We start from the raw sequence: 17834 nt of genomic DNA on the forward strand, positions 1-17834 counted from the left end.
GGGTCGGCAATCAGGCCTGGCAGAATGAAAAAGCCCCGCCGGAGCGGGGCTATCGATACGGGCCCGGTCAGGCCTCGTCGCTGTCGTCTTCCTCGCCCCCGTCGACCTTCATTCCCAGCTCCTTGATCTTGCGAGTGAGGGTATTGCGCCCCCAACCCAGCAATACCGCGGCGTCCCGACGGCGACCGGCGGTGTGCTTGAGCGCGGTTTCGATCATGATGCGTTCGAAGCTGGGCACCGCGCTGTCCAGCAGGCTGGACTGGCCGCGTGCCAGCGCCTGGTCTGCCCACTGGCGCAGGGCTTGTTCCCAGTTGGTCACAGGCGCGGCGTCCTGAGGCAGGCTCAGCAGCTCAGGTGGCAGGTCCGAGATATGCACTTCCCGCCCGGAGGCCATGACCGTGATCCAGCGGCAGGTGTTCTCCAGCTGGCGCACGTTGCCCGGCCAGGGCAGGTTCTTCAGGTACTCTTCCGTCTCGGCCTTGAGCAGCTTGGGTTCCACCGCCAGCTCCTGGGCGGCTCGGCTGAGGAAGTGGCGGGCCAGGGTGGGGATGTCTTCTCGACGGTCCGACAGGCGCGGGATGTGAATGCGAATGACGTTGAGCCGGTGGAACAGGTCTTCCCGGAACTTGCCAGCGTGGACCAGGTTTTCCAGGTTCTGGTGGGTAGCGGCGATGATACGTACATCCACCTTCACCGGAATGTGCCCACCTACGCGGTAGAACTCGCCGTCGGCCAATACCCGGAGCAGCCGGGTCTGGGTGTCGGCGGGCATGTCGCCGATTTCGTCCAGGAAGAGGGTGCCCCCGTCGGCCTGCTCGAAGCGGCCGCGGCGCAGGTTGGCCGCGCCCGTGAAGGCGCCTTTCTCGTGCCCGAACAGCTCCGATTCCATCAGGTCTTTCGGAATCGCCGCCATGTTCAAGGCGATGAAAGGTGAAGCCGCCCGTGGGCTGTGGCGGTGCAGGGCATGGGCCACCAGCTCCTTGCCCGTGCCGGACTCGCCATTGATCAATACGGTGATGTTGGAATGGCTCAAGCGCCCGATGGCCCTGAACACTTCCTGCATGGCCGGCGCTTCGCCAATGATCTCTGGCGTGCGGGTGAGGGTCGGGACGGCCTCCATGCCTTGTTGTTCCTGAGCATGCTGGTTGGCGCGCTTGACCAGCGACACGGCCTCGTCCACGTCGAACGGCTTGGGCAGGTACTCGAAGGCGCCGCCCTGATAGGACGCCACGGCGCTGTCCAGGTCCGAATGCGCGGTCATGATGATGACCGGCAGCCGGGGGTGCTGCTCGCGAATGCGGGCCAGCAAGTCCAGCCCGCTGGCGCCAGGCATGCGGATGTCCGAGATGATCACGTCCGGCTGCTGGCGAGCCAGGCGGTTCATGACCCCGTCGGCGCTATCGAAGCTCTGGGTCGTCATGCCCTCTTGCTGTAGCGCCTTTTCCAATACCCAGCGGATGGAACGGTCGTCATCGACGATCCATACAGTTTCACTACGGCTCATGACGAAGCGGCTCCTTGTTCCAGCGGCAGGAAGATCGAGAATATGGTTTGGCCAGGATGGCTATCGCATTCGATCAGCCCCTGGTGCTGGCTGATGATGTTCTGGGTAATGGCCAGGCCAAGGCCGGTTCCGTCCGGGCGGCCACTGACCATGGGATAGAAGATGGTTTCCTGGAGTTCGGGGGGGATACCTGGCCCGTTGTCGATGATTTCGATCTTGGCAACGAGTCTGTGACGAGTATGGCCTATGGTGAATTGACGCATGGCACGGGTGCGTAGGGTAATGCGGCCGAGTCGCAGCTCCTTGTCTTCGCTGATGGCCTGCATGGCGTTGCGTACGATATTGAGCACCGCCTGGATCATCTGTTCACGGTCGATGAGCACATCCGGGATGCTAGGGTCGTAGTCTCGCAGCAGGGCGATGCCGCCCTGGCTTTCCGCGTCCACCAGGCTGCTGACGCGTTCCAATACTTCATGGATGTTGGTCATGGCCAATGAAGGGAGCTTGTTGGAGCCGAGCATGCGGTCTACCAGATTGCGCAGGCGATCGGCTTCTTCGATGATCACGTTGGTGTAATCGCGAAGGCTTTCTTCCGGCAGTTCCCTGGCCAGCAGCTGCGCGGCGCCCCGGATGCCACCCAGGGGGTTCTTGATTTCATGGGCCAGGCCGCGCACCAGCATCTTTGTGGTTTCCTGCTTGGAGAGCTGGGCTTCTTCCTTGGTGATCCGCAGCAGGCGGTCACGTGGGTGGACCTCCAGCAACAGCAGGGTCTGGCCCTGGCTCAGGATAGGCGTCACCGCATAATCGACGGTCAAGGTCTGCCCTGTCAGGGCAGTGAGCATGGCTTCGCGCTTGGTGAACGGGTGTGCATGTTCGACCGCCTGCCGCAGGGAATTGAGGGCTTCGGCGGACTCCGTGAACAATTCGCTGATGAACTGGCCATGGCTGCGCTGGCCGCTGATTGCCAGCAGCATTTCAGCTGCGGGGTTCATGTATTCCAGGCGCAGTTCAGCGTTGAGAAGAATGGTGGCGGTTGTCAGGTTATCCAGTAACAGCCGGTGCAGCGCATCACTGATGGTCATGCGTATCCTTGACCTCTCTTGGCACGTCGCGACCCAAGGGCGCGGTCTAGGTGCGGGGCGGGCACGGCCTGCGCTCCACTGATGCCAGGAAAATGCAAAATTCAAACCAGGCGCCGAAAAGAAGCGCGATGCCTACGAAAAGCAGGCAGGCCCTTGCCAATTCAGCTCATTAACCTGCTGGGCTGCGCCACCTTGGTACATGAAAGACAGCCAGGTGCATGGAGAGCACTATAAAGGTGCGCGGCTTTGAATGCCTGGTTTTAGCTGCCTTCGTCATCGTCTGCGGGTTTGTCACTGAGTGGACATTCTGGACGAACACCGTAGTCAGCTTCCTTGCAGGGCCTTACCCGACGTTTCTGCGCGAGGGAAGCACGCTTCATGTACACAGGTTGCGCCGGGGTGCGTTCGACCACCGTTCCCTGGGCATCGAGGATTTCCGCTGACAGCAGGTGAGCGCCGCGGTCTACGTTCTGCAATGGAACGACTGGGCTTGCACTGGGCTGCGAGGCGGGTGCGCCGTCCAGAATAACGCGGTAGGCATGCCCTTCGGCCAGTCCTGGCTCGCTGGTGAGCGTGACGATCATTTCTCCGCTGGCATGTACCACTGATGCCTCGGGCAACGGCACCAGGATGCGGAACATTTCATAGTGGACCATTCGGGCTGGTCGTATCGGCCTGGCAGCACCCGGCGGAGCTGCTGGTGCGGAAGCGGCGGCCTTGGCAGGCGGTGGGCTTATGCGGTTGCCCTCCGGGACCTTTACCGGGGTCGCGCCCTTGCGGGGTTGGTCGGTATAGACCCGGTTTCCCTGGGCATCCACATAGGTATACACCTGGCTCCAGGCCAGCCCGCTGAAGAAGATCAATGAAACCAAGGCCAGCGCTCTCATGGAGCGCTGACCCGCAGTACATGGATCGTTCGGGGGGTGCTCGATTGCAACACCTCGGCCCCAGCCAGTACCTGGACGGCCAGGCTGTGCTGGCCTCGATCCACATTCACGAGTTGCAGGCGAGGAACATTGCCCGGCGTACCGTAGGCAACACCGTCTAGTACGAGTTGCAGGAGGTGGCCAGCCGCCAGCCGCGGCTGGATGCTCACGCCGACGTCGAAAGTGCCGTTGTTGGCGCGGATAGCGCCGTCGGCCGGGACGTCGGTCAGCTCCAGAACCGAATAGGCGGCGGGCGGCGCTGGATCGATGGCTGGCGCCTGAGTTGCGGGCGCCGGGGGAGGCGCGCCCTTGGGCATTGGCACGCTATTGAGCGGCGGCAGGTTGAGCGGCTGTGCCGTCCGACCTGGAGGGGGCGGTTGCTCCGAATACACCGTATTGCCATTGGCGTCGGTGTACTTGTAGATCTGCCCATGGGCCGAGGCGCAGACGAGGGGCAAGCACAACAGTAAGGCGCGGCGCATGGCGACTACTCGGATTGACAGGATGACAGGCCCGGCGGCCCTGACAGCATAGCCTAGGCCGCCTTGCCCGGCAGTGGCTAGTGGGCTGGCAGGCACAGCTCGCCGGTGGCGCGAATCAGAGCAAGACGGTGCAGGTCGTCACGCTCGCCCTGATTGATCGCCTGTGCAATCCATTGCGGGCAGTCCGCGGTCGAGCGGTATGAGGCGAATGCGGCGAGCTGTTCCATCAGGGCGATTTGAAGCTTGTCCAGCTGCGGGCGAATCTGCCCGACCAGATCAGGCCGTGGGCTGTCCGGAGCCTGTCCAGCTACGCGCCAGTCATTGAGCAACCCATATTGCACCAGTTTGTTGGCTTCGATCTGGGCGGCGAAGAATTGCTCCACGAACGCAGGTTCGAGCTTGTATTGCGCAGCCTTGACGACGGCGCCGGCAATCACTTCCCGTTCGCGGGCACGGTCTTCCACGGCCTTGTGACTATCCCATTTGCTCAGGGCGACCTGATCGGCAATGTTCAATCGCTGCTCGATGCTGCCGAGCAACGCTGGCAGTTCGGCAGGTGCTGAAGAGGCCGGAGCGGCCATTGCGCCGCTCAGATAAAGGCTGGTGCCCAAGGCGAGGCAGAAGGCGGAAAACTTTTGCATTGGCGGAACGCTCCCTTGTTGTTCAGAGCCTCGTTATGCCAGCAAAGCGGCCTTGGGGCCAGTGTGGGTCTCGCGCCCCTGCGTTTTTTCGGAAAAACGATGGTTGGCGTCGGGCGGCCGGATTCCTGGCCATGAAAAAGGCCTCCCGAAGGAGGCCTCATGTGCGCGGCGCTTGGATCAGACGCTGTAGTACAGGTCGTATTCCAGTGGGTGCACGAAAGTACGGACCTTGATTTCTTCTTCGGACTTGAGCTCGATGTAGGCGTCGATGAAGTCATCGGAGAATACGCCGCCCTTGGTCAGGAAGGCACGACCCTTGTCCAGCTCTTCCAGGGCCTCCTTCAGGCTGCCGCAGACCTGCGGGATCTGCTTGGCTTCTTCCGGCGGCAGGTCATACAGGTTCTTGTCGGCGGCGTCGCCAGGATGGATCTTGTTCTGGATGCCGTCCAGGCCGGCCATCAGCAGCGCGGCGAAGGCCAGGTAAGGGTTGGCGGCCGGGTCCGGGAAGCGTGCTTCGATACGACGAGCCTTGGGGCTGGACACGTATGGAATGCGGATCGACGCGGAGCGGTTGCGAGCCGAGTAGGCCAGCATTACCGGTGCTTCGAAGCCGGGCACCAGTCGCTTGTAGGAATTGGTCGACGGGTTGGTGAAGCCGTTCAGGGCCTTGCCATGCTTGATGATGCCGCCGATGAAGTACAGCGCGGTATCGGACAGGCCGGCATAGCCTTCACCCGCGAAGGTGTTCTTGCCTTCCTTGGAGATGGACATGTGCACGTGCATGCCCGAGCCGTTGTCGCCGTACAGGGGCTTGGGCATGAAGGTCGCGGTGCGGCCGTAGGCATCGGCCACGTTGTGAACGACGTACTTCAGGGTCTGGGTTTCGTCGGCCTTCTTCACCAGAGTGTTGAACTTGACGCCGATTTCGTTCTGGCCAGCGGTCGCCACTTCATGGTGGTGAACCTCGACGGTCAGGCCCATTTCCTCCAGCGCGTTGCACATGGCGGTACGGATTTCGTGGTCATGGTCGACCGGTGGAACCGGGAAGTAGCCGCCCTTGACGCCTGGACGGTGGCCTTTGTTGCCGCCTTCCACGTCCTGGTCGGTCATCCAGGAGGCCTGTTCCGAGAAGATCTTGAACATGGAGCCGGAGATGTCCGACTTGAACTTCACTTCATCGAAGATGAAGAACTCAGGCTCCGGGCCTACGAATACAGTGTCACCGATGCCGGTGGACTTGAGGTATTCCTCGGCGCGGTGGGCGATGGCGCGTGGGTCGCGATCGTAGCCCTGCATGGTCGACGGCTCGATGATGTCGCAGACCAGGATCAGGGTGGGCTCTTCGGTAAAGGGGTCCAGCACAGCGGTATCGTCATCGGGCAGCAGGATCATGTCCGACGCTTCGATGCCTTTCCAACCGGCGATGGAGGAGCCATCGAACATTTTGCCGTGTTCGAAGAAATCCTCGTCCAGGGCGTCGCGAGCCGGCATGGTGACGTGCTGCTGCTTGCCTTTGGTGTCAGTGAAGCGCAGATCAATCCACTTAACGTCATGATCTTTGATGAGTTGAACCGACTTCGACATGTTGTCCTCCGGGTGGATAGGAACGTGCTTTGCGCCCCTGGATACAGTGCTGCCGCCGCATACTCGGCCAAGGCAACCTGCCTCACAAGGGAGCAATTTGCATGCCAGTGCCCCGAGATGGGCACGGTGGCAAAAATCCTTGGATTGGCGGCACTTACGGTAGCCTCTCAAGATTTCGATGCCCTTTAATGGGGCGAAGTGCCGGAAAAGTGTTCCAAATCGGTGCTTGCCTGGCTTTCGACAGATAGTTGGTCAAAGGTTGAACAGTTTCCGCTATAATGCCGCCCCTTTTTTCCAGCTGGGCCATGGCGCGCGCTGTTCATGAAACTCATCGTCAAAGTCTTCCCCGAAATCACCATAAAAAGCCGGCCAGTGCGCAAGCAGTTCATTCGCCAGCTGGCCAAGAACATCCGGGTGGTGGTCCGGGATCTGGACCCGAATATCGCCGTGGCCGGGGTGTGGGATAACCTTGAGGTTCAGACGCAGATCACCGACGGCAAGGTCCTCAGGGAAATCATCGAGCGGCTGACCTGCACCCCGGGTATCGCGCATTTCCTGCAGGTGGATGAATACCCCCTCGGTGATTTCGACGACATCGTCGCCAAGTGCAAGACGCATTTCGGCCACCTGCTGCCTGGCAAGCGCTTCGCCGTGCGCTGCAAGCGCGCCGGCAAGCATGTCTTCAGCTCCATGGACGTGGACCGCTACGTGGGCAGCCAACTGCGCCAGCAATGCGGCGCGGCCGGCATCGACCTCAAGCACCCCGAGGTAGAGGTGCGGATGGAAATCCGTGACCAGCGCCTGTTCGTCATCCACGGCCAGCACACTGGCCTTGGCGGCTACCCCCTGGGCGCGCTGGAGCAAACCCTGGTACTGATGTCCGGAGGGTTCGATTCCACGGTCGCCGCCTACCAGATGATGCGCCGTGGCCTGATGACCCATTTCTGCTTCTTCAACCTTGGTGGGCGTGCCCATGAACTCGGGGTGATGGAAGTTGCGCATTACTTGTGGAAAAAATACGGCAGCTCCCACCGCGTGCTGTTCATCAGTGTTCCCTTCGAGGAAGTGGTCGGAGAAATCCTGGCCAAGGTGGACAACAGCCAGATGGGCGTGATCCTCAAGCGCATGATGCTGCGGGCGGCCAGCCAGATGGCCAAGCGCCTGGAGATCAACGCCTTGGTGACCGGCGAAGCCATTTCCCAGGTGTCCAGCCAGACCCTCACCAACCTCGCGGTGATCGATTCGGTCACGCCCACCCTGGTGTTGCGGCCATTGCTGGCTACCCACAAGCAGGACATCATCGACACGGCCACCGCCATCGGTACCGCGGATTTCGCCAAGCACATGCCGGAATACTGTGGCGTGATTTCGGTAAACCCCACCACCAGCGCCCGTGGTTACCGTATCGAGCGCGAAGAACAGCGCTTCGATATGGCGGTACTGGAAAACGCCCTGGCCCGCGCGCGTCTGGTGTCTATCGACCATGTGATCGAAGAGCTGGGGCAGGCGGTTGAAGTAGAAGAGGTGAGCGAGGCCCTGGCTGGCCATGTGGTATTGGACATCCGCCACCCAGACGCGCAGGAGGACGAACCCCTTGCCGTCGAAGGGGTAGAGGTACGGGCCGTGCCTTTCTATGCACTGAACAGCCGGTTCAAGGACCTGGATCCTGCCCGGCAATACCTGTTGTATTGCGACAAGGGTGTCATGAGCAGGCTGCATGCTCATCACCTGCTAAGCGAGGGGCACGCCAATGTGCGCGTTTATCGTCCGGCATAAAGTCCCGGGGCTCAATGGCGGGAGCATCCGCCATCGCCCTCCCGACCGGCCAGTGTAATCGCGTCGTTTGACCGGCCGTCGCGTTTAGCCGGCCCCACCGAATTCATCATCGAGATATGCCCTGTGAGAGACAATCTTCGTAACATCGCCATCATCGCCCACGTTGACCATGGTAAAACCACCCTGGTCGACAAGCTTCTGAAGCTGTCCGGCACCCTGGACCGCAAAGAGCTGAACGACGAGCGCGTGATGGACAGCAACGACCAGGAAAAGGAACGCGGCATTACCATCCTGGCCAAGAACACCGCCATCAAGTGGAACGGCTACGACATCAACATCGTGGACACCCCCGGCCACGCCGACTTCGGCGGCGAGGTAGAGCGCGTGATGTCCATGGTGGACTCGGTGCTGCTGCTGGTCGACGCCCAGGACGGCCCGATGCCGCAAACCCGTTTCGTGACCCAGAAAGCCTTCAAGGCCGGCCTGCGTCCGATCGTGGTCATCAACAAGGTCGACCGCCCAGGCGCCGACCCGGACAAAGTCCTGGGCCTGGTCTTCGACCTGTTCGACAACCTGGGCGCCACTGAAGACCAGCTGGACTTCCCGGTCATCTACGCCAGCGCATTGAACGGTATCGCGGGTAACGACCCGTCCGAAATGGCCGACAACATGGACCCGCTGTTCCAGGCCATCCTGGATCACGTACCGGCTCCGAAGGTCGACGCCGAAGGGCCCTTCCAGATGCAGATCTCGGCACTGGACTACAACAGCTTCCTGGGCGTGATCGGCATCGGCCGTATCACCCGTGGCCGTATCAAGGCCAACAGCCCTGTGGTCGCCATCGACGCCGAAGGCAAGAAGCGCAACGGCCGCATCCTCAAGCTGATGGGTCACCACGGTCTGCAGCGCGTCGAGGTTCCAGAAGCCGAAGCGGGCGACATCGTGTGCATCAGCGGCATGGACCAGCTGTTCATTTCCGACACCCTGTGCGATCCGCAAAACGTGGAAGCCTTGCCTGCGCTGAGCGTGGACGAGCCGACCGTCAGCATGACCTTCCAGGTCAATGACTCGCCGTTCTGCGGCAAGGAAGGCAAGTTCGTCACCAGCCGTAACATCAAGGAGCGTCTGGAAAAGGAACTGCTGCACAACGTTGCCCTGCGCGTCGAGGAAACCGACAGCGCCGACAAGTTCAAGGTCTCCGGCCGTGGCGAGCTGCACCTCTCGGTACTGATCGAAACCATGCGTCGCGAAGGTTTCGAGCTGGCCATCTCCCGCCCTGAGGTGGTCATCAAGGAAGTGGACGGCGAGAAGCAGGAGCCCTACGAAGCCGTTACCATCGACATCGAGGAACAGCACCAGGGTGCGGTGATGGAGCAGATGGGCCTGCGCAAGGGCGACCTGAGCAACATGGTTCCGGATGGCAAGGGGCGTATTCGCCTGGAATACACCATTCCGGCACGCGGCCTGATCGGCTTCCGTAACGCCTTCCTGACCATGACCTCCGGCAGCGGCATCCTCACCGGTACCTTCAGCCACTACGGCCCGATCAAGGCAGGTGAAGTGAGCCACCGCCAGAACGGCGTACTGGTATCCATGGCTACCGGCAAGGCACTGACCTACTCGCTGGAAACCCTGCAGGACCGCGGCAAGCTGTTCCTCGAGCCTGGGCAGGAAATCTACGAAGGCCAGCTGTGCGGTATCAACAGCCGTGACAATGACTTGGTGATCAACCCCACCAAGGGCAAGAAGCTCGACAACATGCGTGCTTCGGGCAAGGACGAAACCATCGCCCTGGTTCCGCCGATCAAGTTCACCCTCGAACAGGCTCTGGAATTCATCGATGATGACGAGCTGGTAGAGGTGACTCCGAAGTCGATTCGCCTGCGCAAGAAAGTGCTGAACGAGAACGAGCGTAAGCGCGCTTCCAAGTAAGCCCTGCGGTTGAAAAACCTGCCCCCGCAAGGTGGCAGGTTTTTTTACGCCCGCGAATCAGGCCCGCTTGGCGCGCCCCATCAGCCCGCCGATGGTGTCCTGGATATCCGCTGGCAGCACGATGGTCTTCGCATTGGCGCTGGCGGCCAGCTTCTCCATGGCGCCGATGTACTTTTCGCCCAGCAGATACACCATGGGGCCGGTGTCGGTGCCGATGGCTGTTTTCACCCGCTCGATGGCCTGGGCTGACGCATTGGCCAGGGTCACTTGTGCGTCCCCGTCACGCTTGGCCGATTCCAACCTGGCCTCGGCTTCGAGGATGGCCGCGGTTTTCGCGCCCTCGGCACGGGTGACCGTGGCTTTGCGCTCCCGCTCGGCGGCGGCTTGCAGCTCCATGGCACGCTGCATGGATTCCGAGGGTTTGATGTCCTGGATTTCCACGGAGCGGATGGTGATGCCCCAGTCGATGGTCTGCTCGGCCATGGCTTCGCGCAACAGCGCCTTGATCTTGTCCCGGGAGGACAGCGCTTCGTCCAGGTCCATGCCGCCTATGATGGAGCGCAGGCTGGTCATGGTCAGGCTGCGTACCGCCTGGTCGTAGTCCTCGATGCCGTAGGCGGCCTTGGTGGGGTCGGTGATCTTGGCGAAGCACAGGGCGTTGGCCAGGAGAACGGCGTTGTCTCGAGTGATGACTTCCTGCTGCTGCACGTCGAGGATCAGATCCTTGGTGCTCATCTTGTAGCCAACCGTATCCATGTAGGGAATGAGGAAGTTCAGGCCTGGTTTGAGGGTGACGCGATAGCGCCCCAGCCGCTCCACGATCCATTCCTGCCCTTGGGGCACCAGCCGCACGCCCTTGGCGATGGTGACCACGATGAAGATCAAGACTATGAGGGGGATGACGAGGGTGGCGCTCATGGGAACTCCTTGCTCCGTAGACGAATATCAACTTGAAGAGGCGGGGCCGACGCGTACCAGGTTGCCTTCCACCGCCATTACCCGCACCCGGTCACCGGCCTCGATGCGGGTATCGGCGACACATGGCCATTCCTCGGCGCCCAGCAGGGGTTTCTGGAAGCGGACCTTGCCACGCTGGAATGGCGTGACCTGGCTGGTCAGCAGGCCTACCTCGCCCAGGGCGTCGGCGGCGGACCATTGCGGGCCGCCCTGGACGTTGGCGCGCAGGACCTTGAACCACAGCAGGGTAAGCAGCACCGATGCCGCCCCCCAGGCCAGCAACTGCGGACCAAGGCCGAGACCAGGCAACGCCCAGACCAGCGCGGCCACGAGGAGCGCGGCGATTCCGAACCATAGGATGAAAAACGAAGCGACCAGCAGCTCGAGCAGAACCAGCACCGTCCCGCCTACTGCCCAATACCACCACTGAATGTCCATGCCAGTGCTCACAACCCAAAGAGAGCCTCATAGTGAAGCCTTCCCATCGTTTTGGGTAGGGTTGGCGGATTTCAGGGTGTTAGCGGATCAGCGGCTCAGGGGTTTGGGCTTGTAGGCGCAGTAGCCTGGGCGCGGACCGATCCGGGGATGGTTGCGACAGGTATCCGGGCGCTTGTCATAGATGGTGCACAGGCGGCTCTTGCGATCCAGGTACAGGCAGTCGTCATTGCTCATGCGCGCCAGGGTGAAGATCCCGCTCTTCTGGTTGAAGCGCTCGACGATGCCTTCCTTCTGCAAGCGCTTGGCGACGTTCTTGGCGGGCTCGTCCTTTTCGAACTCGTCCACGACACCGATGCGAATCAGGTCCTTGATGCGCACCTCCACCGGCAGGGTGCAGCAACTGGAATTGCAGCCGCCGCACATGTGGCTGGCGTACTTCTGCCAGGTTTCCAGGCGGTCGAGCTCGGCGGCGGCGATCAGGGTCGGTTTCATGGTGGTGTATCTGGAGTCGGGCGCGCGATCATACCCGTCCCCGGCACCGAAGCAATGGCCGTTCATGCCTTTTCTCGCTGTTCTTTCTCGAACCAGCCCTACCACCCTCTGTCGAACCGTCTAGGCTCATAGCACTTGTGCAGAAATCTTTACGCCATTGAGGGCTGCAAATGTCTCAGGAACCGCTCACCCGAAAAGTCAAAGTCGATGTGGACGAATTTCGTGCCGCTGTACTCGCTAAACTGACCTACGCGGTTGGCAAAGACCCAGAGCATGCGTTCGACCATGACTGGTTCGAAGCCATCGCGCTGGCTGCCCGGGATCACATGGTCGATCACTGGATGGGCCACACCCGGCAGATCTACCGAAGCCAGCAGAAACGGGTCTATTACCTTTCCCTCGAATTTCTGATCGGCCGCCTGCTGGTCGACAGCCTGAGCAACATGGGCATCCTTGAGGTCGCTCGGGAAGCCCTGGACGGCCTTGGCGTGGACCTGGAAAAGATCCGCTTGCTCGAGCCGGATGCTGCCCTGGGTAACGGAGGCCTGGGCCGGCTGGCGGCTTGCTTCATGGAGAGCATGTCCACTCTGGGCGTCGCCGCGCATGGCTACGGCATTCGCTATGAGCACGGGCTTTTCCGCCAGGCCATCATCGACGGCTGGCAACAGGAGCAGACCGAGAACTGGCTGGATTTCGGCAACCCTTGGGAATTCGAACGCCCGGAAGTCATTTATCCGATCAGCTTTGGCGGTCACGTCGAAGCTACCGTAGAAAGCGATGGCAGCGCGCGCCAGGTGTGGCGACCCGCTGAAACCGTGCGGGCGGTGGCCTACGATACCCCGGTGGTAGGCTGGCGCGGGGCGAGCGTGAACACCCTGCGGCTATGGCGCGCCCGGGCCATGGAAGACCTGCATCTGGAGCGCTTCAACGCCGGTGACCACCTGGGCGCAGTGGCGGACGTCGCCCGTGCGGAGAGTATCTCCCGTGTGCTGTACCCGGCCGACAGCACCGAGGCCGGGCAGGAGCTGCGGCTGCGTCAGGAATACTTCTTCGTTTCCGCCTCGCTGCAAGACTTGCTGCGCCGGCATATCAACATGCACGAGCAGGTCAGCACCCTGGGCCAGCATGCCTCGATCCAGATGAACGACACCCATCCGTCCATCGCCGTGGCCGAGCTGATGCGCCTGCTGGTGGACATTCATCAGCTTCCCTGGGACGAAGCCTGGAAAGTCACTGTCGAAACCTTGTCCTACACCAACCACACGCTCTTGCCGGAGGCCCTGGAAACCTGGCCCGTGGGCCTGATGGAGCGGATGCTGCCACGGCACATGCAGATCATCTACCTGATCAACGCCCAGCACATCGATGGGCTGCGCGAGAAAGGCCTGCATGATATCGACCTGCTGCGGACCATTTCCTTGATCGAAGAAGGCCATGGCCGACGAGTGCGCATGGGCAACCTGGCCTTCCTGGGCTCGCACAGCGTCAATGGCGTATCCGCGTTGCACACCGATCTCATGCGCAGCACCGTGTTCTCGGACCTGAACAAGCTTTACCCGGACCGTATCAATAACAAGACCAACGGCATTACCTTCCGCCGCTGGTTGTTCCAGTCCAACCCCAAGCTCACCTCCATGCTGGTGGACAAGCTGGGGGCAGAAGTGCTCGATAAGCCCGAAACCATGCTCAAGGGCCTGGAGGCCTTCGCCGACGACGCAGCCTTCCAGCGTCGCTTCGCAGAGCAGCGCCTTCACAGCAAGGAAGCCCTGGCACGTATCATCCAGGACCGTTTGGGCGTTTCGGTGGACCCAAAAGCCCTGTTCGACATTCAGGTCAAGCGCATCCACGAGTACAAGCGTCAGCTGCTCAACCTGCTACATACCGTGGCGCTGTACCAAGCCATCCGCGCGACGCCTGAGAAGCCCTGGGTGCCGCGGGTGAAGATCTTCGCGGGCAAGGCGGCGGCCAGTTATCACCAGGCCAAGCTGATCATCAAGCTGGCCAACGATATCGCGCGCACCGTCAACAATGACCCGACCGTGCGCGGTTTGCTCAAGGTGGCGTTCCTGCCCAACTACAATGTGAGCCTGGCCGAAAGCATCATTCCGGCGGCGGACCTTTCCGAGCAGATTTCCACCGCCGGCTACGAGGCTTCGGGTACCAGCAACATGAAGTTCGGCCTCAATGGCGCCCTGACCATCGGTACGCTCGATGGCGCGAACGTGGAAATGCGCGATCATGTGGGCGAGGAGCACATGTTCATCTTCGGCCTCAAGGCCGACGAGGTGGAGGCTCGCAAGCACGGCGGGGACTACAGCGCGTACCCTGAAGTGGCCAGTTCGCATCGTCTGAACGATGTGCTGCAAGCCATTCGTGGTGGGGTGTTCTCGCCCGATGACCCGTCTCGCTACACCGGCCTGATCGATGGGCTGCAGAGCTATGACCATTTCCTGGTGTGCGCGGATTTCGAGTCCTACTGGGCAGCGCAGATGAAGGTCGAAGAGCTGTGGCGCCATCCCAAGCAATGGTGGCGCTCGGCGATCCTCAACACCGCTCGCATGGGCTGGTTCTCCTCGGACCGTACTATCCGGGAATACGCCACGGAGATCTGGAAAGCGTTGTAAGGGCAGGAGGCATCGCCCCCTTTCCATGCAGATCCCGTAGGAGGCAGCGGAGCTGCCGAATATTCTCACATCCGAATATTCGGCAGCTTCGCGGCTTTCTACGGGCATTCTTGCCATCACGTCATACCCGCTTCGGGAACTGAACTCGCTGTCACGCCCGGGGTCTGAGGGCAGTCGCGCCGGTGGCGAGCGGGGCCGATACGGACGTAGTTATATTCCGTACATAGCTCTGGTTTGCATTCGCCCTGTAAACTGCGCGGGTTTTGACCCCCCTCCCTGGACCCGGAGCTTTTCCATGTCGCCCGTTACCCTGAGTCGCTACCTGATCGAGCAGACGCGCAGCAACAACACCCCTGCCGACCTGCGCTTCCTTATCGAGGTTGTCGCCCGTGCGTGCAAGGCCATTGCTCACCAGGTGCAGAAAGGCGCCCTTGGTGGCGTTCTGGGCAGCATGGGAACCGAAAACGTACAAGGCGAAGTCCAGAAGAAGCTGGACGTGCTTTCCAACGAAATCCTGCTGGAAGCCAACGAGTGGGGCGGCCACCTGGCCGGCATGGCTTCCGAGGAAATGGACAACGCCTACCAGATTCCGGGCAAGTACCCCAAGGGCGCTTACCTGCTGGTCTTCGACCCTCTGGATGGCTCTTCCAACATCGACGTCAACGTCTCCGTGGGCACCATCTTCTCGGTGCTGCGCTGTCCTGACCAATACCTCAGCCAGAACGACTCGCTCAATGAGCAGGCCTTCCTGCAGCCAGGCACCAAGCAGGTTGCGGCCGGCTATGCGATCTACGGTCCGCAGACCATGCTGGTGCTCACCCTGGGCAACGGTGTGATCGGCTTCACCCTGGATCGCGAGCTGGGTAGCTTCGTGCTTACCCACGAGAACATCCAGGTGCCCCAGAGCACTGCCGAGTTCGCCATCAACATGTCCAACCAGCGCCACTGGGAGGCTCCGGTCAAGCGCTACGTGGACGAGCTGCTGGCCGGCAAGGAAGGCCCCCTGGGCAAGAACTACAACATGCGCTGGATCGCCTCCATGGTGGCCGACGTGCATCGCATCCTGACCCGTGGCGGTATCTTCATGTACCCACGTGATGCCCGCGAGCCGTCCAAGCCAGGCAAGCTGCGCCTGATGTACGAAGCCAACCCCATGTCCTTCCTGATCGAGCAGGCCGGCGGCGCGTCCACCGATGGCCAGCAGCGCATCCTGGACATCCAGCCCGAAGGCCTGCACCAGCGGGTGGCGGTGTTCCTGGGGTCGAAGGAAGAAGTCGAGCGCGTGACCGGTTACCACCGGTAACCCAGAGCCGGGCGCCCCGCCTTTGGATGCAGGGCGCCTCGCTTGTCAGATTCGGAAACTCCCCACCAATTGCTTGAGCCGGCTCACCTGACTCTCCAGCTCCGAGCACGCTCGTAGCGTCGACTGCAGGTTGTCCACGCCTTCCTGGTTCAGCGTGTTGATTTCGCTGATGTCCTGGTTGATCGCCTCGACCACGGCCGTCTGCTCTTCGGTAGCGGTGGCTACGGACTGGTTCATGCCATCGATTTTGCCAATGCGCTGGGTCACGCTGTTCAGGCGATCCCCCGCCTGGTTGGCCACGGTCACGCTGGACTCACTCTGGCGCTGGCTTTCGACCATGATGTCTACCGCCTGACGGGCGCCCTGCTGCAATTGCTCGATGATCGTCTGCACTTGGCGAGCCGACTCCTGGGTACGGTAGGCCAGGTTGCGGACTTCGTCCGCCACCACGGCGAAGCCTCGACCGGCTTCACCGGCGCGGGCGGCCTCGATGGCGGCGTTGAGCGCCAGCAGGTTGGTTTGCTGGGAAATGCCGGTGATCACTTCGAGAATCTGGCCGATGTTCACCGTGTTGGCATTGAGCGTTTCGATATTGCCACACGAATCGCTGATATTGGCCGACAGTTCGCCCAGGCTGTTGATGGTCAGTTGCACCACTTGCTGGCCATCGGAGGCCAGGTTGCGTGCCTCGCTGGAGTGCTGAGAGGCGAGGGCGGCGTTCTGGGCGATTTCCTGGGCAGCGGCGCCCAGCTCGTTGATGGCCGCCGCCACACTGTTGGTGCGGCTGGCCTGCTGGTCGGAATTGACCATGGAGGCGTTGGAGGTCTGCACTACCCGTTCGGTGACCTGGTTCACTTGGGCGGTGGCTGAAGCCACTTCACGGATGGACTCATGAATACGCTCCACGAAGCGATTGAACGACTCACCCAGCGTGCCGAATTCGTCCTTGCCGTGGATGGCGAGCCGGCGGGTGAGGTCGCCCTCGCCCGCGGCGATGTCTTCAAGCGCACGGTTCATCAGGGTGAGTGGCGCCATGAGCACGCGAATGAGCAAGCCCAGCAAGGCGATGATGCTGACCACGGCGATCAGCATGGCGACCACGGCCGAGGCGCGGAATTCACCGAGCATGGCGAAGGCAGCGGACTTATCCAGCACCGTAGCCACATACCAGTCCGCCGACTGAACGCCCTTGAGCCGGGTGAAGGTGATGAACTGGTGCTCACCGTCAATTTCGATTTCCTTCAACCCCTCGCTCAGGGTCGGGGCGCCTTGCGGGTAGGCCTCGCCCAAGGGCTTGAGCGCCAGCTTGGCATCGGGGTGAATCAGGATCTTGCCCTGGGCGCTGACAATATAGGCGTAGCCATGGCCGTCGAAGTTGAGCGAGTTGATGATCTCGCTGACTTGGCCCAGATCGATGTCGGCTCCCGCCACCCCCAGCATTTCGGCGCCACGCTTGACCGGTGATGCCACCGTGATCACCAGCTTGCCCGAGGAAGCAGCGATGTAGGGCTCGGTAACCACGGTCTGGCCTGCGGCATTGGCCGCCTTGTACCAGCCGCGGGCGCGCGGATCGTAGTCAGCGGCGCGATTGCCTGCCGGTACCGAGTACATCAGGCCGTCGCGGCTGCCAAAGTAGCTCAGCTGGAAATTGGCCGGGTAAACCGGCAGGCCGACGATACGGGGTAGCTCGTCCGGGTTGCCATTCTCAGTAGCGACCTGCTGCGCCATGGAGTCCACCAACTGCATGCGGCTGGTGAGCCAGGTCTGCACGTTACTCGCGGTCAGGGCCCCCAGCTGGGCCAAAGAGCTGGCAGTCTGTGCCCGGAGCGTCTGGCGCTGACGGTAATCGTTGAACAGTGTGAAGCCGGCGAACGCCAGGGCCACGATAAGCCCCGCCACCAGCAGGATCTTATGACTGAATTTCATGTTCTTCATGGTGTGGTGATGCTCAGGCCTAAGGCAGGCCAAAAAGGGCAGGGACAATACGGAGTTTGCTTGAGCATGCTTTCGGCCGCGCCGCCGAAAACTTCAGCGGCAAGAGGGCGGATATCCGAAACTGCCGTCTTGTCGATATCCACAAGCGGCATGCGTCG

General features: G+C 61.5%; 14 protein-coding genes and 1 pseudogene. 4 read left to right on the forward strand and 11 right to left on the reverse strand.

All coding sequences use genetic code 11. From position 1 onward, the window contains the following. Positions 1 to 67: 67 nt before the first annotated feature. The 6 genes from ntrC to glnA all read right to left on the reverse strand — a co-directional run bounded on the left by ntrC (position 68) and on the right by glnA (position 6219). Positions 68 to 1504 (reverse strand): nitrogen regulation protein NR(I), encoded by a 1437-nt coding sequence (ntrC, locus tag ACP691_RS14355; protein WP_040260137.1) that lies wholly within the window; start codon positions 1502 to 1504, stop codon positions 68 to 70. Continuing rightward, positions 1501 to 2586, reverse strand: coding sequence for a nitrogen regulation protein NR(II) (gene glnL / locus ACP691_RS14360; RefSeq protein WP_040260135.1), 1086 nt, complete (start codon positions 2584 to 2586; stop codon positions 1501 to 1503). The genes ntrC and glnL overlap by 4 nt, the downstream gene beginning before the upstream one ends. A 260-nt stretch (positions 2587 to 2846) precedes the next feature. Beyond that, on the reverse strand, positions 2847 to 3473 hold the full coding sequence (locus ACP691_RS14365; protein WP_426150530.1) for a DUF4124 domain-containing protein: 627 nt from the start codon (positions 3471 to 3473) through the stop codon (positions 2847 to 2849). Further along, the gene (locus ACP691_RS14370) at positions 3470 to 3994 is read right to left on the reverse strand and encodes a DUF4124 domain-containing protein (RefSeq protein WP_426150529.1); all 525 of its coding nucleotides are present in this window, start codon (positions 3992 to 3994) and stop codon (positions 3470 to 3472) included. The genes ACP691_RS14365 and ACP691_RS14370 overlap by 4 nt, the downstream gene beginning before the upstream one ends. A 77-nt stretch (positions 3995 to 4071) precedes the next feature. Beyond that, positions 4072 to 4635, reverse strand: a complete 564-nt coding sequence (locus tag ACP691_RS14375) for a chorismate mutase (RefSeq protein WP_426150527.1) — start codon at positions 4633 to 4635, stop codon at positions 4072 to 4074. Between the two features lie 177 nt (positions 4636 to 4812). Next, positions 4813 to 6219 (reverse strand): glutamate--ammonia ligase, encoded by a 1407-nt coding sequence (glnA, locus tag ACP691_RS14380; RefSeq protein WP_040260132.1) that lies wholly within the window; start codon positions 6217 to 6219, stop codon positions 4813 to 4815. Positions 6220 to 6540: 321 nt separating this feature from the next. Here glnA and thiI point away from each other — a divergent pair, with 321 nt between their 5' ends. Together thiI and typA are read left to right on the forward strand one after the other, a co-directional pair. Then, a complete protein-coding gene (gene thiI, locus ACP691_RS14385) occupies positions 6541 to 7995 on the forward strand; it encodes a tRNA uracil 4-sulfurtransferase ThiI (protein ID WP_426150525.1) in 1455 nt (484 codons plus the stop codon). Between the two features lie 123 nt (positions 7996 to 8118). Continuing rightward, a complete protein-coding gene (gene typA / locus ACP691_RS14390) occupies positions 8119 to 9927 on the forward strand; it encodes a translational GTPase TypA (RefSeq protein ID WP_040260129.1) in 1809 nt (602 codons plus the stop codon). 57 nt (positions 9928 to 9984) lie between these two features. Here the strand turns inward: typA and ACP691_RS14395 are convergent, their stop codons facing one another. The 3 genes from ACP691_RS14395 to ACP691_RS14405 all read right to left on the reverse strand — a co-directional run bounded on the left by ACP691_RS14395 (position 9985) and on the right by ACP691_RS14405 (position 11814). Continuing rightward, positions 9985 to 10845 carry an SPFH domain-containing protein gene (locus ACP691_RS14395; protein ID WP_426150522.1) on the reverse strand — a complete coding sequence of 287 codons (861 nt, stop codon included), beginning with the start codon at positions 10843 to 10845 and terminating at the stop codon, positions 9985 to 9987. Between the two features lie 27 nt (positions 10846 to 10872). Next, the gene (locus ACP691_RS14400; protein WP_426150520.1) at positions 10873 to 11322 is read right to left on the reverse strand and encodes an NfeD family protein; all 450 of its coding nucleotides are present in this window, start codon (positions 11320 to 11322) and stop codon (positions 10873 to 10875) included. Between the two features lie 87 nt (positions 11323 to 11409). After that, the gene (locus tag ACP691_RS14405) at positions 11410 to 11814 is read right to left on the reverse strand and encodes a YkgJ family cysteine cluster protein (RefSeq protein ID WP_426151106.1); all 405 of its coding nucleotides are present in this window, start codon (positions 11812 to 11814) and stop codon (positions 11410 to 11412) included. Between the two features lie 170 nt (positions 11815 to 11984). On the opposite strand from ACP691_RS14405, the gene ACP691_RS14410 reads away from it, so the two are divergent. Beyond that, positions 11985 to 14438: a glycogen/starch/alpha-glucan phosphorylase gene (locus ACP691_RS14410; RefSeq protein ID WP_426150518.1), complete on the forward strand. Its 2454-nt coding sequence runs from the start codon at positions 11985 to 11987 to the stop codon at positions 14436 to 14438. Positions 14439 to 14733: 295 nt separating this feature from the next. Beyond that, positions 14734 to 15741, forward strand: coding sequence for a class 1 fructose-bisphosphatase (locus ACP691_RS14415; protein WP_426150516.1), 1008 nt, complete (start codon positions 14734 to 14736; stop codon positions 15739 to 15741). Between the two features lie 45 nt (positions 15742 to 15786). On the opposite strand, the gene ACP691_RS14420 is transcribed toward ACP691_RS14415, so the two are convergent. Further along, complete coding sequence (locus tag ACP691_RS14420; RefSeq protein WP_426151104.1) at positions 15787 to 16551, reverse strand: methyl-accepting chemotaxis protein; 765 nt, start codon at positions 16549 to 16551, stop codon at positions 15787 to 15789. A 90-nt stretch (positions 16552 to 16641) separates the two neighbouring features. Further along, a pseudogene (locus ACP691_RS14425) lies at positions 16642 to 17676 on the reverse strand (HAMP domain-containing protein); the annotation flags it as partial. Between the last annotated feature and the right edge of the window lie 158 nt (positions 17677 to 17834).

Origin of the sequence: Pseudomonas sp. DC3200b2 (assembly GCF_049895785.1) — a bacterium.
GTDB lineage: Bacteria > Pseudomonadota > Gammaproteobacteria > Pseudomonadales > Pseudomonadaceae > Aquipseudomonas > Aquipseudomonas massiliensis.

Coding starts and splice junctions, on each gene's coding strand:
- ACP691_RS14410 (WP_426150518.1), top strand. CDS start 11,985: ATGTCTCAGGAACCGCTCACCCGAAAAGTCAAAGTCGATGTGGACGAA.
- thiI (WP_426150525.1), top strand. CDS start 6,541: ATGAAACTCATCGTCAAAGTCTTCCCCGAAATCACCATAAAAAGCCGG.
- ACP691_RS14420 (WP_426151104.1), bottom strand. CDS start 16,551: ATGGTCAATTCCGACCAGCAGGCCAGCCGCACCAACAGTGTGGCGGCG.
- ntrC (WP_040260137.1), bottom strand. CDS start 1,504: ATGAGCCGTAGTGAAACTGTATGGATCGTCGATGACGACCGTTCCATC.
- ACP691_RS14415 (WP_426150516.1), top strand. CDS start 14,734: ATGTCGCCCGTTACCCTGAGTCGCTACCTGATCGAGCAGACGCGCAGC.
- glnL (WP_040260135.1), bottom strand. CDS start 2,586: ATGACCATCAGTGATGCGCTGCACCGGCTGTTACTGGATAACCTGACA.
- ACP691_RS14365 (WP_426150530.1), bottom strand. CDS start 3,473: ATGAGAGCGCTGGCCTTGGTTTCATTGATCTTCTTCAGCGGGCTGGCC.
- ACP691_RS14405 (WP_426151106.1), bottom strand. CDS start 11,814: ATGAAACCGACCCTGATCGCCGCCGCCGAGCTCGACCGCCTGGAAACC.
- ACP691_RS14400 (WP_426150520.1), bottom strand. CDS start 11,322: ATGGACATTCAGTGGTGGTATTGGGCAGTAGGCGGGACGGTGCTGGTT.
- ACP691_RS14370 (WP_426150529.1), bottom strand. CDS start 3,994: ATGCGCCGCGCCTTACTGTTGTGCTTGCCCCTCGTCTGCGCCTCGGCC.
- ACP691_RS14395 (WP_426150522.1), bottom strand. CDS start 10,845: ATGAGCGCCACCCTCGTCATCCCCCTCATAGTCTTGATCTTCATCGTG.
- glnA (WP_040260132.1), bottom strand. CDS start 6,219: ATGTCGAAGTCGGTTCAACTCATCAAAGATCATGACGTTAAGTGGATT.
- ACP691_RS14375 (WP_426150527.1), bottom strand. CDS start 4,635: ATGCAAAAGTTTTCCGCCTTCTGCCTCGCCTTGGGCACCAGCCTTTAT.